This is a genomic window from Anaerostipes faecis (assembly GCF_910574135.1).
Lineage (GTDB): Bacteria > Bacillota > Clostridia > Lachnospirales > Lachnospiraceae > Anaerostipes > Anaerostipes hominis.
In genome coordinates this window covers 140,281-154,451 of sequence record NZ_CAJSYK010000002.1, presented here as the reverse complement: position 1 = coordinate 154,451, position 14,171 = coordinate 140,281, and the positions used below count along the sequence as shown (strand labels likewise).

Annotated in this window: 13 protein-coding genes; all 13 read left to right on the top strand. The window is 42.9% G+C overall.

Annotation, left to right across the window (positions count from 1 at the left end; translation table 11 throughout):
* Positions 1-122 precede the first annotated feature (122 nt).
* The 13 genes from QGT46_RS02490 (at position 123) to QGT46_RS02435 (ending at position 14,027) form a co-directional block, all read left to right on the top strand.
* Complete coding sequence (locus QGT46_RS02490) at positions 123-1,874, top strand: S8 family peptidase (protein ID WP_148459968.1); 1,752 nt, start codon at positions 123-125, stop codon at positions 1,872-1,874.
* A gap of 32 nt (positions 1,875-1,906) precedes the next feature.
* Positions 1,907-2,422 (top strand): restriction endonuclease subunit S, encoded by a 516-nt coding sequence (locus tag QGT46_RS02485; RefSeq protein WP_148459969.1) that lies wholly within the window; start codon positions 1,907-1,909, stop codon positions 2,420-2,422.
* A complete protein-coding gene (locus tag QGT46_RS16830) occupies positions 2,403-3,641 on the top strand; it encodes a DEAD/DEAH box helicase family protein (RefSeq protein ID WP_330655707.1) in 1,239 nt (412 codons plus the stop codon). The genes QGT46_RS02485 and QGT46_RS16830 overlap by 20 nt, the downstream gene beginning before the upstream one ends.
* Before the next feature lie 17 nt (positions 3,642-3,658).
* Positions 3,659-5,512: a type I restriction endonuclease subunit R, EcoR124 family gene (locus QGT46_RS16825; protein ID WP_330655706.1), complete on the top strand. Its 1,854-nt coding sequence runs from the start codon at positions 3,659-3,661 to the stop codon at positions 5,510-5,512.
* A 16-nt stretch (positions 5,513-5,528) separates the two neighbouring features.
* On the top strand, positions 5,529-6,302 hold the full coding sequence (gene rhuM, locus QGT46_RS02475; RefSeq protein WP_148459970.1) for a RhuM family protein: 774 nt from the start codon (positions 5,529-5,531) through the stop codon (positions 6,300-6,302).
* Between the two features lie 466 nt (positions 6,303-6,768).
* Positions 6,769-8,148, top strand: a complete 1,380-nt coding sequence (locus QGT46_RS02470) for an MATE family efflux transporter (protein ID WP_148459971.1) — start codon at positions 6,769-6,771, stop codon at positions 8,146-8,148.
* A gap of 239 nt (positions 8,149-8,387) precedes the next feature.
* Entirely contained in the window at positions 8,388-9,044 is a 657-nt protein-coding gene (locus tag QGT46_RS02465; protein ID WP_024726929.1) for a tetratricopeptide repeat protein, read from the top strand.
* Between the two features lie 218 nt (positions 9,045-9,262).
* Positions 9,263-9,685 (top strand): PTS sugar transporter subunit IIA, encoded by a 423-nt coding sequence (locus tag QGT46_RS02460; protein ID WP_148459973.1) that lies wholly within the window; start codon positions 9,263-9,265, stop codon positions 9,683-9,685.
* Complete coding sequence (locus QGT46_RS02455; protein WP_024726933.1) at positions 9,685-10,158, top strand: mannose/fructose/sorbose PTS transporter subunit IIB; 474 nt, start codon at positions 9,685-9,687, stop codon at positions 10,156-10,158. The genes QGT46_RS02460 and QGT46_RS02455 overlap by 1 nt, the downstream gene beginning before the upstream one ends.
* Positions 10,159-10,185: 27 nt before the next feature.
* Positions 10,186-11,016, top strand: a complete 831-nt coding sequence (locus tag QGT46_RS02450) for a PTS mannose/fructose/sorbose transporter subunit IIC (protein WP_148459974.1) — start codon at positions 10,186-10,188, stop codon at positions 11,014-11,016.
* Positions 11,017-11,036: 20 nt separating this feature from the next.
* Positions 11,037-11,879 (top strand): PTS system mannose/fructose/sorbose family transporter subunit IID, encoded by an 843-nt coding sequence (locus QGT46_RS02445; protein ID WP_024726935.1) that lies wholly within the window; start codon positions 11,037-11,039, stop codon positions 11,877-11,879.
* 23 nt (positions 11,880-11,902) lie between these two features.
* The gene (locus tag QGT46_RS02440; RefSeq protein ID WP_148459975.1) at positions 11,903-13,165 is read left to right on the top strand and encodes a zinc-binding dehydrogenase; all 1,263 of its coding nucleotides are present in this window, start codon (positions 11,903-11,905) and stop codon (positions 13,163-13,165) included.
* 13 nt (positions 13,166-13,178) lie between these two features.
* The gene (locus QGT46_RS02435) at positions 13,179-14,027 is read left to right on the top strand and encodes a MurR/RpiR family transcriptional regulator (protein ID WP_024726937.1); all 849 of its coding nucleotides are present in this window, start codon (positions 13,179-13,181) and stop codon (positions 14,025-14,027) included.
* The last annotated feature ends 144 nt before the right edge of the window (positions 14,028-14,171 follow it).

Below are 14,171 nucleotides of genomic sequence, written 5' to 3'. Positions count from 1 at the left end.
CATCTTTACTTTACCTGAAAAAGGAAAGCTGTTTTATTTAAAAAGTAAATAAAAGGTTGAAACTTCTTTTGGGAGGGAGACGCTGTGGTGAAATTCCAGCTATTCATAGATAAAAACTATAAATGAGTGAGGAGGCCGGGTTCATAGATTCAAATAACAGGGAAATTGCGGGGATTGATATGGACGAAAAAATAGAAAATCAGCTGAACCTTTCTCTGAGTCTGACTCCTGAAGAACGGGAGAAGAGCAGAGACTTGGATGTGGGTTATGACAGGCAGCAGAATCTGTGGGAATTGATTATCAGGTATATCGGTGATATTAGTCAAATTCCGGTTCCGGAAGGGGGAAGACTGGAAGCCTTGAGCAATGAATATGCCATAGTTTATCTGCCTGAGGAATCTATCGATACTTTTTCAAATCTTCCTCAGGTTATTTATATGGAAAAGCCTAAGAACCTTCTGCTGAGCGATCAGGCTGGGATTGCGGCCTCCTGCATCCTGTCGGTAAGGGATGGACAAAAGGGTCTCCACGGCGATGGAACTTATGTGGCCGTGATCGACACGGGCATTGATATTTTTCATTCGGATTTCATCGATGACCAGGGGAATACGGTGATTGAAACTTTGTGGGATCAGACGATTCCGGGACATCCGCCGGAAGGCTTCTATGAGGGAAGTGTATACACAAGGGAGGATATTAACCGCGCGCTGAAGGCACCGGCGGCAGAGGGCAGGGATATTGTACTAAGCAGAGATACTAACGGGCACGGGACCCATGTGGCTTCCATCTGTGCGGGAAGACAGGGAGTTGCAGACAGAGCCTCTCTAATCGTGGTGAAGCTTGGAAATGCGACGGAACAGGGCTTTCCCAGAACGACACAGCTGATGACGGCTCTGGAGTATGTGATCCGTTACGCTGAGACAAAGGGAAAGCCGGTCAGCGTAAATTTAAGTTATGGGAATAATTACGGAGACCACAGGGGAAATACTCTGCTTGAAACATATATCAGCCAGATGGCCGGTCAGTGGCAGACTGCCGTCTGCATCGGAACAGGCAACGAGGGAGCATCAGGCAGGCACAGACAGGGATGTTTAAGGCAGCCGGAAGATGTGATCTTTGCAGTGGCGCCTTACGAACAGAGCCTGAACCTGCAGCTGTGGAAAAACTATGTGGATGAATTCAGATTGTGGCTTCAAAGTCCCTCAGGAGAGCGAAGGGAGATTCAGGACCAGGAGGGAAGGACTGACTACCGGTTTGGGACGACAACGGTCTATGTCTATTATGGCTCTCCGACTCCGTATAACAGGCTTCAGGAAATCTATTTTGCCTTTGTACCGCAGGGCGGCGAAATCGAGAGCGGTCAGTGGACCATTGTGATGGAACCGGGAAGGATCGTCAGGGGGGACTATTACATGTGGCTGCCTGTATCCGCCGGGACCAATGAGGGAACCAGATTTTTAGAACCCAGCCTGGATCTGACTCTGACGATTCCTTCTACGGCAAGAAGTGTTATATCTGTGGGAGCCTACGATGTATTTTATAATTCTTATGCATCTTTTTCCGGAAGGGGAGACCTGAATATCTGCATGGAAAAACCGGATGTCACGGCACCGGGAGTGGGAATTCTGGGGGCAAGTCCCGGCGGCGGGAATACAAGAATGAGTGGAACTTCCATGGCAACGCCGTTTGTGACGGGCAGCGCGGCTCTTTTGATGGAGTGGGGGATTGTGAGAGGGAATGATCCCTTTTTATACGGAGAGAAGATCAAAGCATATCTGCAGAAGGGAGCAAGGGAACTTCCTGGATTTAGTGAGTATCCGAATTCGCAGGTGGGGTATGGGAAACTGTGTGTGAGGGACAGTCTGCCGATATAGAGTTTGTTTGTAAAAAGTCGGGGGGAAGGGGAATGACAGGAATAAAACGGGACAGTAAAGGAAATGATTTGACAGATGACTTGGTAGGGATAAATTTATTATCAGGGGAACCGAAAAAGATTAGAACCAGAGACGAAGTATCTATAGTATTCCCGCAGGATATCATATTCAGTTTAATATCAGGTACAGCAAGCATAGTTGGAAAAGACCATCAAGGTTACTTGTATACACAGAATTATGTTAGAATAAAACCCGATAAAAATATCGCTCCTAAATATTTGATCTATTTGCTAAATGAAAATAGAGCCATTAGAAAACAATTTCAATTAGGCTTACAAGGGACGACCGTTTTAAAATATACATTAGCCCAGTTAAAAGAAATTGAACTTCCATCTTTGCCGTCGTTACATGAGCAGCAAATAATCGGAGAAGTTTATTTCAAACAGTTACGGGTGCAGGCTTTGAGAAAACGGGTGGCAGATTACAAGATGACAGTTTTACTGAACAAATTAGAGGGGGTACTAGAGGATGAAAGAAGCTCAGTTTGAATCAGAATTAATTCAATATCTTTCAGGTGAAACAGATACAGATGTTGCAAAAGCTTCTGTTATGTGGGAAACACCAAGTTATATTGTAAAAACAAAATTTTGGGAATACAAGCCGGAAATAAAAACAACAGACGCACTTTGGGAGAACTTCAAGCAAATTCTGGAACAGCATAACCAAAAAACGTTAGAGCATCCATTAAGTGTTGTAGAGTTTAACCAGGTTAAAAAGATTATAAGTAATCTGCATACACCATATAAAGCCGGGCAGTTTTTATATGGTTTAAATGGCGTTTCTCAAATAGAAATTGATTTGGATGATGGCAGACACGTGTTCCTGACCGTATTTGATCAAAAGCAAATTGGAGCAGGCGATACCATATACCAAGTGGTGAATCAAATAAAACGTCCGGCAGTTATAGCAGGAAAAAAGGATAGGATATTTGATACGACATTGCTGATTAACGGACTGCCCATTATTCAAATTGAGGAAAAAAACGACCACCGGGATGTGGATGAGGCCTTAAATCAGATGGAACAGTATGTGGCCGAGAATCAATACCGGGATATCTATTCTACAGTACAGATATTGGTTGCCATTACTCCGAATAACGTGAAATACATGGCAAATACTACGGCGGATAAGTTCAATAAAGACTTTGCATTTCATTGGCAGAGACGGGAAGACAATACCATTGTCCGCAGCTGGAAAGAGTTTGCGGACAATGTGCTTAGTATTCCTATGGCACATCAGATGGCAACCAATTATATGATTCTGGACGGAACGAAGAATAAGGAAACGTTAAAGGTTATGCGTCCTTATCAGGTATATGCCACTCAAAAAGTAGTGGAAGGGATTAAACGGACAGATTTTGAAGCGGGAAATAACAAGATTGGGTATATATGGCATACAACAGGATCTGGCAAGACAATTACAAGCTTTAAGACTGCCTGGCTGGCAAGCCGTATGCCGAATGTGGACAAAGTCGTTTTTGTTGTAGATCGAATTGCTCTTACAAGGCAGACGAGTGAGGATTATAAGGCATATGACCCAGACGGTGAAATCGGCGATGAGACACGATTGGGAAGTGTCCGGGATACAAATAACACCAATGACTTAAGCCGCAAATTAAAAAGTAAAGATAATAATATTATAGTAACGTCTGTTCAAAAGCTGGGGACTCTGGTCAGCCGTAAGCTTTTAAGCAGTCCGCATGGATAGGATATACAGGGACGCCTATGTTTGATGAAAACGCTATAGGTATGAATACAGAGAGTATTTTTGGTCCGCTGCTTCACGCATATACCATTCGGGAAGCCATTGCGGATAGAAATGTACTGGGCTTTAAAGTAGACTTCGAGACAACAATTGATGAAGAGAAAATGAAGGAAGAATATCTTCCTGAATTTTATCGCCAACGATACCCTAAGTGGAGCGAGAAACAGATCAGAAATAAAATTCTAAATCTAACGGAAGAGGATATAGATGATGCGATAGAGCCCAGCTTCTATGATGAAAATATAGAGCACATAAAATTAGTGGTCGAAGATATATTCAAAAACTGGAAAAACCGTTCCGGCGAGGGAAAATATAATGCAATATTAACCACCCATGTAGGAGGCGGCAAAGCCAGTACACCAATGGCCATGATGTATTTTCGTGAATTTCAAAGAGTGAATAATAAGAATAAAAAACAAGGGAAACCGACATTAAAGGTGGCGATTACATATAGCCTTAATACCACAAATAATGACAGTCAGTTAGAGAGTAACCAGGGTCTTCATGAAGCCATGAAGGTATATAATGAAGAGTTTGGGACATTATTTGGCATGGACGATGTGTCAGGATATATAGAGGATGTAACAAGCCGGTTAAATAAGACCACAAAAGATAAAAATTATCTTGATCTTGTTATTGTAGTGGATCAATTGTTGACAGGCTTTAATGCACCGGAACTGAATACATTATATGTGGACAGAATTTTGAGAGGAGCAGGTTTGATACAAGCCTATTCCAGAACGAATCGGATTGCGGACATGCAGAATAAACCGTGGGGAAATATTGTAAACTACCGTTGGCCGTCATTAAATGAAACGCTTATGAACAAGGCACTTGCAGTTTATGCAAATAAGGATTCGGCAAATATTTCTGAAGAAGAACGAAAGCAGCAAAATGAAGAAGACGGAATTATTGCCCATTCTTTCCAGACAACCCATGAAGAAGTGAAAAAGGTGGTACAGGAGCTTAGAGCTATTACAAATCAATTTGAAAGGGTGCCGCCAAGTGAAAAGAAGAAAGAAGAAATGCTGCAGCTGTTACGACAGTATAACAGCGGTATGGCAAAATTAAAACAGTATGCCCCGGAAGTAGTGGATGGGAAAGAGGAAGGCTTTGATTATGAACAGCCGGATCAACTGCTGAAGTCGCTGGGAATGGAGCCGGAAGAAGAGATTATGCTTACTACCGTTCTGAGTAATGAACTAAAACAGCAACTGGCAAAAGAGAAGAAAATATCAATTCACCAAATTGAGTTGAAGATGACACATGTAAAAGACATAAAGGTTGACTATGATTACTTGACAGAGCTTGTGGAGAAACTTCTGAATCAGGTTCATGAAAGAGATGAACAAGGAGCCTGTGAAACAAAAGAAAAGATTTACCAGTTTGCGAATGGACTGGAAGATAGAAGATATGCGGGGAAAATTATCAATGCTGCAGAAGCGATCGCAAAAGGATTGTATCCAACAGATCCGGATTTTAAGTATCCGGCCAAACTGAATGCGGGAAGTGAACAGATCATTCAGGAGGCAAACGACATAAGTCTGGATCGGTTATTACAGGAATTTAGAATCAAGTGGGGAATTATCGATGTTGTCACAAGCGCTGAAATGCGTACATTCTTCGCCCGCCATAAATATGGGATACAAGATTTAGATGATACCGGCAGAATTCGGGATATTATTGCAAAAGGAAGCAGAGATTATGCCGTTTTATCCCATGATAAAGAGATACAGTCACTTTCCAGAATAAAATACCGCAACAAATTAAGGGAAGCTATCTATGATCTTGCAGACAGATTAGTAGAGAACTAAGATAAAGGAAAACAATATGAATGAAATTGAGTTTTTAATGTATGAGGCAGATGCAAAAATAGAAGTCATAGTTAAGGATGAAACAATCTGGGCAACACAAAAAGCAATTGCAGGACTATTTGATGTGGGCGTGCCAGCAATCAGTAAACATTTGAAAAACATTTTTGAATCGGGTGAACTGGATGAAAAAGTGGTTGTTTCCATTTTGGAAAATACCACTCAACATGGAGCTCTGCAGGGGAAAACGCAGACAAAGAATGTAAAATACTATAATTTAGATGCGATTATATCGGTGGGTTATCGTGTGAATTCAATTAAGGCAACTAGATTCAGGGTGTGGGCAACGAACATTTTAAAAGAGTACATTCAAAAAGACTTGGATACTGTAATTGGATTGCCTCCTAACCTGTTTTATGGGACAAGTATCCCGACAATTATATTGGTGTTAAAGAAAAACAGGAAAAAGAAGGATGTATTGTTTATTGACGCCAGCAAAGAGTTTGAAAAAGGGAAAAATCAAAACTACATCAGTGATGAAAATATAAATAAAATTTTAGAAACATACCGGGCACGTAAAGATGTCGATAAGTATGCCCATGTTGCATCTAATGAAGAAATAAAGGAAAATGAGTACAATCTAAATATTCCAAGGTATGTAGATACCTTTGAGGAAGAAGAACCTATTGATTTGCAGGAGGTAATCAAGCAAATAGAGGAAGATAATAAAGAAATTGAGCAGTTGGAAAGGGAAATTGCAGAGCAGCTTAAAATACTAGGGGTAGAAATATAATAAGATATCATTTTTCAGAGGTAAAAATGGTGCCATTTTTAGTAAAGGAAATGAAGTGATTATTCCTGTTTCAGGGGAAACAGTAGCGGATATAGCAAGAGCGTCAACCGTTATAAAAAAGTGGAAGTTACTTTTTCATTTAAGGGATACTAAATTTATTTCTCTTAGTTCTTGTTCAATCAATCCAAATGTAATATAATTCCTAAGTGGAGCATTATACCCGGAGCAGTAAAATTAAAATAGCAGCACATACAAAAGATAAAGCTGTTCCGGGTATAATTTCCCATGAATGTACAGGCACAGATAAAAAGTCGGAGAAGGATTTTCATTTGTTTTTTTTGTTTCATGCTTGACAGCTTCTTTTACTATATGCTATTCTGTCCCTGCTGTAAAAAAGCTATATATTTTTCTGTTTCTGATCACAAACAGAAAAATATATAGCTTTTTTACATGGAAAGGAGAAATTATGGATACTATTGCAAACCCAATGGGTACGAAAAAGGTATTTCCTCTGCTGATTTCTATGGCCGTGCCTCCTATGATCTCAATGCTGATCCAGTCGCTTTATAATATCGTAGACAGTATGTTTGCGGCCAGGCTTGGGGTGAATGCCATTACAGCCATCTCATTGGCCTATCCGCTGCAGAATCTGATCTTATCCGTCGGTGTAGGACTGGGAGTGGGCATAAATGCCTGTATTGCCATGAGTCACGGAACAGGGGATACCAAAAAAGCAGATCAGGCAGCTGCCCACGGACTGGTGCTGGCCGGTCTTCATGCATTGATTTTTATCGCTGCCGGCCTCCTGGGAATCCGTGCATATCTTGGAATGTTTACAAAGGACCCGGAAGTTCTGGCTCTTAGCAGCCAGTATACATATATTGTGGTGCTGCTGTCTGCCGGTTCCCTTGTTCACATATCGATCGAAAAGATTTTTCAGGCCATGGGAAACATGAAGGTGCCGATGTTCCTCCAGGGCATGGGTGCACTGATCAATATTATCTTAGATCCCCTGTTCATCTTTGGATGGGGCATCTTTCCCAAAATGGGAGTGGCCGGTGCAGCCATCGCTACGGTGATCGGACAGTGGAGCGCCTGTCTGCTCGCTGTTTTTCTGCTGTTTCGGAGAGAACATACCATCCATATCCGGTTTGGAGGATTTGCATTTGACAGAGAATTGCTGAAAAAAATTTATATGGTAGCAGTTCCGTCCGCCATCACCATGTCTCTGCCGTCTATATTGATCTCGATCCTGAATGGGATACTGGCCGGAATTTCAGAAGTGGGAATTGCAGTACTCGGCATTTATTTTAAAGTACAGACATTTATCTATATGCCGTCCAACGGTCTGATCCAGGGAATGAGGCCTATCATCAGTTTTAATTACGGGGCAGGAAGAGATGACAGAGTGAAAGAGACGATTCGGGACAGTCTTCTTGTCACCGGTGGGATTATGGCCGCAGGAACCGTCTTATTTGTTGTTTTTCCTGTGCAGATCATGGGATTGTTCCACGCAGGGGGTACGCTTTTTAAGATGGGAATCATGGCATTTAGGATCATCAGCATTGGTTTCCTGTTTTCTGCTGTGGGAGTAGTGTATTCCGGTGTCTTTGAGGCGCTGGGAAAAGGGAGTGCATCTCTGGCCGTGTCTACATTGAGACAGTTTTTCATCATTCCGTTTCTTTCTTTATTTCTGGTTTCTCGCATGGGGGTCAATGGAATTTGGGCTTCTTTTCCGGCAGCAGAGGCGGCAGCGGCTCTGGCAGCAGTCCTTTTATACCGGAAATACAGCTATAAGAAGAAAAAAACTGAAGATATACAGAATGCTGTAAGCAGACGGCAATAAAAGATGACATTTTGGCCAGTTTTCCGGATTGCTGTCTCAGAGATGTAAGATTTTCTGACTTTCATGAAAGCCTCTCCAGAAGTATCCATCGAACAAAAGAAGCCATTCAACGATCGTTTTTTATCACTATTGGAGGAGCGCATTTTAAAGCGTGACGGAAATAGTGGTAAAAAACTCATGAATTTTCGGACGTGTTGTGTTAAAATCTAAATGACTTGAAGTGAAAAGGAGAATATGACATGGATAAGAAATTAAAAGCAGTCCTGATCGCGGTCCTGGTTATTGTCGTCGGCGGTGCGGGATTTCTCGGATATGAGTATGTGACTCAGAAACTTACGGCAAATGACGGAATTGAGCTGCTCTCCAAGGGTGAATACCAGAAAGCGTATGAAGCATTTGAAAAAGCAGGCAGTAAAAAGACTCTTTTGTGGACAAACCAGAAAAATGATGTGATGTTTTATCAGGCGGAAGCTCTCTGCCGGCTGAAGCGTTATAAAGATGCCATTCGCATTTATGACCGGATCATAGAGAAAAAGCCGCAGGGCAGGGCTTATGAATGGAAAGCACTTTGTTACGTGGGATTAGGACACGAAGAACAGGCACTGGAGGTCTGCAGTGAAGGGATACGTTCTCTCCCCTCAGAAGGAGAAAGTTATTATGCCAAGTATAGTATTCTTGCAAAGCAGAAGAAGTACGATGAAGGACTTTCTGTTGTAAGTGAAGCTTTGAAACAGAATCTTACCACCAAGAAAAAAGAGCTGATGTTTGCAAGGATCAGCCTTTATGAAGCTAAATTTGATTTTAAAACAGCATACCATTATGCAAAAGAATATGTAAAAGCCTATCCGGACGATGAAAAAGGAAAAAAAGAGGCTACATTTCTGGAGACCAGATAGATGATCTTCAAAGCAGTGTAAAAATGGAGTTCCGTAAACGGAGCTCTTTTTTTGTGCAAAAACGACAAATTCCATGGATAAAATTTGTGTGAAATAAAGTTTTGTTTCTTGAATAAAAGTATTGACAAAATAAAATTTTATCGTTAAAATATAAACATAAAATAAAGTTTCACAAAAAGTGATGAAGCAAAACTAAGTTACTCTAAAGGAGGATATGTATGAAACTGATCATCGCTGCCCACGGGCAACTGGCACAGGAAGTGGTCAATTCAGCGAATATGGTTTTCGGCGGAATTGAAAATGCTGAAGCTGTTACCTTCGTTCCTGGTGAAAATGTCGACGATCTGAAACAAAAGTACGAGGAATGTATGACAGAGGGAGAAGATGTACTGTTTTTGGTGGATCTGTTCGGAGGAAGCCCGTATAATGCGGCATTTCAGATCACAGCACAGACTGAAAACACAGATGTGATTTCCGGACTGAGCCTTCCGATGCTCCTTGATGTGGTTGGCATCAGAGAGACATGCAAAGAGATCCGTCCATGGGAAGTGTATGACAAACTTGGAAAAGACACTTACATAAAATCATGCAGAAGTTTATTAAAACAACAAAAAGAGGAAGAAGAGGAGGATGAATTATAATGAAGATTAATTTATGCAGAATCGACGACAGACTGATCCACGGACAGGTCGCAACTGTCTGGGCAAAAGAGGCAAATGCGGAAAGAATCATCGTGTGCAGTGATGAGGTGGCAAAGGATGATATCAGAAAGACCCTGCTTTTACAGGTGGGACCTCCGGGAATCAAAGTCAGCGTAGTTGATATCGCCAAAGCAATCCGTGTTTACAACAATCCTAAATATGAAAATGATACTGTGTTTTTATTATTTACATGTCCGCAGGATGTGCTAAGGATGATCGAAGGCGGGGTTCCGATCACGAGTGTCAACATCGGAGGAATGGCTTTCAAAACAGGGAAAGAACAGATTACAAAAGCTGTTTCTGTGGATGAAAGCGATAAGGATGCTTTCCGCAAGATGCATGAGAGAGGCGTAGAACTGGAAATTCGTCCGGTAGCTACAGACAACAGAATCGACTTAATGACTAAAATCTGATAGAGGAATGAAAAGGGAGGAACTATTATGGGATTATCAGGAATTCAAATTGTATTGCTGTTTATCGTATCTTGTATCGTAGGAATGGGAAGTGTGCTGGATTCTTTTCAGACACACAGGCCACTGATTGCATGTACATTGGTGGGAATCATTCTCGGTGATGTGAAGACCGGAGTTATGCTTGGGGGTACTCTTGAGATGATCGCTCTCGGATGGATGAATATCGGAGCAGCACAGTCTCCGGACTCTGCACTTGCCAGTGTTATTTCTACCATTCTCGTTATCGTAGGAAATCAGTCTGTATCTGCAGGAATTGCCATCGCCCTTCCGGTTGCAGTTGCAGGACAGGTGCTGACTGTGCTGGCAAGAACCGTCACAATCTTCTTCCAGCATGCGGCAGATAAATATGCGGAGGATGCAAACTTTAAGATGATTGACATCTGCCATATCACTGCTCTTGCAGTCCAGGCACTTCGTGTTGCGGTTCCATGTCTTTTAGTATCTATGGTTGTCAGCCCGACAGGGGTTCAGAGTATGCTGAACATGATCCCTGACGTGATCACAACAGGACTTTCCGTAGCCGGAGGATTCATCGTAGTCGTTGGTTATGCAATGGTGCTGAACATGATGGGAGCAAAATATCTTATGCCGTTTTTCTTCCTTGGATTCGTCATTGCGGCATTCACAGACTTCAACTTAGTTGCTTTTGGAATCATGGGTATCGTATTCGGGCTTATTTACATACAGCTAAATCCAAAATTCAATATGCCGAAAGCTGTGCCGGCAGCCGCTGCTCCGGCAGGAGGGGCATCCATGGATGCAGATTTAGATGACGACTTAGACGACGAATTAGATTAGGAAAAGGGAGGAAACAGGATATGAGTGAAGAAATCAAGAACACAGAAAATACATTGACAAAAAAAGACCGTGTCAGCATGTTTTTAAGGAGTAATTTCCAGCAGGCATCCTTCAACTTTGAGCGTATTCATGCTCTCGGATTTGCATTCGACATGGTGCCGGCCATCAAACGGCTTTATCACACAAAAAAGGAACAGTCAGAAGCATTAAAGCGCCACATGACCTTCTTTAATGTAACACCGGGCTGTGTCGGACCGGTACTCGGAGTAACCGCGGCCCTGGAAGAGACAAAGGCAAATGGTGCAGACATCGACGAGGGAACGATCGGAAGCATCAAAATCGGTCTGATGGGACCTCTGTGCGGAGTCGGCGATCCGATCTTCTGGGGAACCCTTCGTCCGATCACAGCAGCGATCGGTGCATCTATGGCATTGACTGGAAATATTTTAGGACCTGTATTATTCTTTGTACTTTTTAACGCTGTCCGTCTGGCCGCTTTATACTTTGGATTGGAGTTCGGTTACAAAAAGGGACTGGATCTTGTAAAGAATCTGGCAGGAAACATGCTCCAGAAAGTTACAGAATGTGCTTCCATCTTAGGACTGTTCGTCATGGGTGCTTTAGTTTCAAAGTGGACCACGATTAATGTGCCGTTGGTAGTGTCTAAAGTCACTGCAAACGGAAAGACAACGGTCACAACGGTCCAGAATATTTTAGACCAGCTTATGCCGGGACTGTTAGGACTTGTTTTGACTTTAGTTGTATGCCGTCTGTTAAAGAAGAATATCAGCCCGATTCTGATCATCTTTATCTTATTTGCAGTCGGTATCATCGGCTATGGATTGGGCATTTTAGGAGCATAAAGATTCTCTGGGAGGAGTGAAGAATGAAGACAAAAGCAGTAAGACTGTATGGACAGGAAGATATAAGACAGGAAGAATTTGAACTTCCTCCGATCAAAGAGGATGAGATTCTTGCTGAGGTTGTGACAGACAGCCTGTGCATGTCCAGCTATAAGGCAGCGATACAGGGCGAAAAACATAAAAAGGTGCCGGAAGATATCAAGGAGCATCCGATCATTCTGGGACACGAGTTCTGCGGGGTAATCCTTGAAGTAGGAGAAAAGTGGAAAGACCGGTATCAGGCAGGAGATAAGTTTGTGATCCAGCCGAACATCGGGACAAAAAACGGATACGCGCCGGGCTATTCCTATCCTTATGCAGGCGGAGACGCAACAAAGATCGTACTGATGAATCAGATCATGGAAAACGGTTCTCTTTTGAAATACAACGGGGAGTCCTTCTTTGAAGGCTCCCTGGTGGAACCGCTGTCCTGTGTGGTGGGGGCTTTCAACGCACAGTACCACCACAAGAAAATGTACAGCTATGAACATGTCATGGGGGTCAAAGAAAATGGAAATATGGCGATCTTAGGGGCTACCGGTCCCATGGGATTCCTGGCCATTGACTTTGCGCTGCACGGCCCGAAGAGACCGAAATTGTTAGCGGTTACCGGCAGGACTGAGTCTAAACTGGATCTTGCGAGGAAGCTGTATACAGAAGAAGAGGCGGAAAAACAGGGAATAAAACTTGTCTACGTCAATACGGGACAGATGGAAGACTTCAGCGGACCTTTGCGGGAATTAACAGAAGACGGACGGGGTTTTGACGATGTCTTTGTCTTTGCACCGAATGAGCAGATGGTAACCCAGGGAGAAAAGCTTCTGGCCTTCGACGGATGTCTGAATTTCTTCTCCGGACCTGCCGATACCGGATTTACGGCTCCTGTGAATTTTTACAATGTACATTATAATTCCACACATTTCATCGGTACAAGCGGAGGGAATACGGATGATATGAAGCAGTCTGTCGAGCTGATCGAAAATAAGACTGTAAATGTGGCAAAGATCGCAACCCATGTGCTTGGACTCGACCAGGTGGCTGAAACGACGAAGCGGCTTCCGAACCTTGGGGGAGGGAAAAAGGTCGTCTATACGCACAGGAAGTTTCCGCTGACCGAAGTTGACAAGCTCAGCGAAATAAGTGACAATAAATTAAAAGAAGGACTCGGTCCGATTCTTGAAAAACATGGTCACTTATGGAGCGCAGAAGCAGAAGCATACTTTTTAGAAAACGCTCCAAAGATTTGAAAGGGAGAGTTTTATGGCAAAGGAAGCAACGGTAAGGAATCAGATATTTTCCGCATATGACAGCTTGTTTGATGCCGAGAAGAAGGTTGCGGATTATCTGATGAACCATCAGGAAAAGGCGATTGAGATGTCAGTTTCGGAGCTGGCGGGTGCATGTGAGGCCAGCCAGGCGACAATTGTCCGTTTTTGCAAGAAGATCGGCTGCAACGGCTATCATCATCTGAAGATCAAGATGGCGAAGGAGATGCGGGAACAGGATAACCATGAGTTTTCTAACGAGATCAGCATCGACAATATCGAGCAGTCACTGATGAATATCATGGCCAGCAAGATGGAAGAACTGAAAGAGACTCTGAGCAGCATTGACGGAAAGATGCTCAGGGAGATCATAGATCTGATACTGAACGCCAATGTAGTGGAGTTCACGGCCATGGGAAATACGATCCCGATCGCGCTGGACGGGTCTTATAAGTTCAATCAGCTCGGAATCCCTGCAGTCGGCTCTACCATTTGGGAGACTCAGGAAGCTTATGCAAGGACCATGAGAAAAGGTGATGTCATGATCGCTGTTTCCGCCTCCGGAGCTTCCAGACATCTGCTCAATATGGCTAATATTGCCAAAGAAAACGGAGTGAAAGTGGTGGCTATTACCAACCAGGCAAAGTCACCCCTTGCGGAGGCAAGTGACTATACGCTGGTGACCGCAACAAGGGAACAGGTATTCCACGACCAGGTCAGTTTTACAAGAATGGCTGCCATGGCGGTGATTGACAGCCTTTTCCTGCTGCTGTTCTCAACAAAATGGGACTCTTTCAAAAACTTGACAGAACATGAGCAGTCAGTGGCGGAAGATAAGATTTAAGTTTTTTATCACGGTTTTCGTTTCATTTTAAAATCCCTCCTCCAATGAGTGATAAAAAACTTTTTATCATAAGATGTATTTTTACGGCATCAGAGCAAACAGAATGTAGTACGAAAAATAAGCTTTTAATTGGAGGATTTTTTT

Bases quoted from the DNA above. Each gene is read 5' to 3' on its own strand.
- QGT46_RS16825 (WP_330655706.1), top strand. From the start codon at position 3,659: ATGTTTGATGAAAACGCTATAGGTATGAATACAGAGAGTATTTTTGGT.
- QGT46_RS02440 (WP_148459975.1), top strand. From the start codon at position 11,903: ATGAAGACAAAAGCAGTAAGACTGTATGGACAGGAAGATATAAGACAG.
- rhuM (WP_148459970.1), top strand. From the start codon at position 5,529: ATGAATGAAATTGAGTTTTTAATGTATGAGGCAGATGCAAAAATAGAA.
- QGT46_RS02485 (WP_148459969.1), top strand. From the start codon at position 1,907: ATGACAGGAATAAAACGGGACAGTAAAGGAAATGATTTGACAGATGAC.
- QGT46_RS02450 (WP_148459974.1), top strand. From the start codon at position 10,186: ATGGGATTATCAGGAATTCAAATTGTATTGCTGTTTATCGTATCTTGT.
- QGT46_RS02490 (WP_148459968.1), top strand. From the start codon at position 123: ATGAGTGAGGAGGCCGGGTTCATAGATTCAAATAACAGGGAAATTGCG.
- QGT46_RS02455 (WP_024726933.1), top strand. From the start codon at position 9,685: ATGAAGATTAATTTATGCAGAATCGACGACAGACTGATCCACGGACAG.
- QGT46_RS16830 (WP_330655707.1), top strand. From the start codon at position 2,403: ATGAAAGAAGCTCAGTTTGAATCAGAATTAATTCAATATCTTTCAGGT.
- QGT46_RS02460 (WP_148459973.1), top strand. From the start codon at position 9,263: ATGAAACTGATCATCGCTGCCCACGGGCAACTGGCACAGGAAGTGGTC.
- QGT46_RS02465 (WP_024726929.1), top strand. From the start codon at position 8,388: ATGGATAAGAAATTAAAAGCAGTCCTGATCGCGGTCCTGGTTATTGTC.
- QGT46_RS02435 (WP_024726937.1), top strand. From the start codon at position 13,179: ATGGCAAAGGAAGCAACGGTAAGGAATCAGATATTTTCCGCATATGAC.
- QGT46_RS02470 (WP_148459971.1), top strand. From the start codon at position 6,769: ATGGATACTATTGCAAACCCAATGGGTACGAAAAAGGTATTTCCTCTG.
- QGT46_RS02445 (WP_024726935.1), top strand. From the start codon at position 11,037: ATGAGTGAAGAAATCAAGAACACAGAAAATACATTGACAAAAAAAGAC.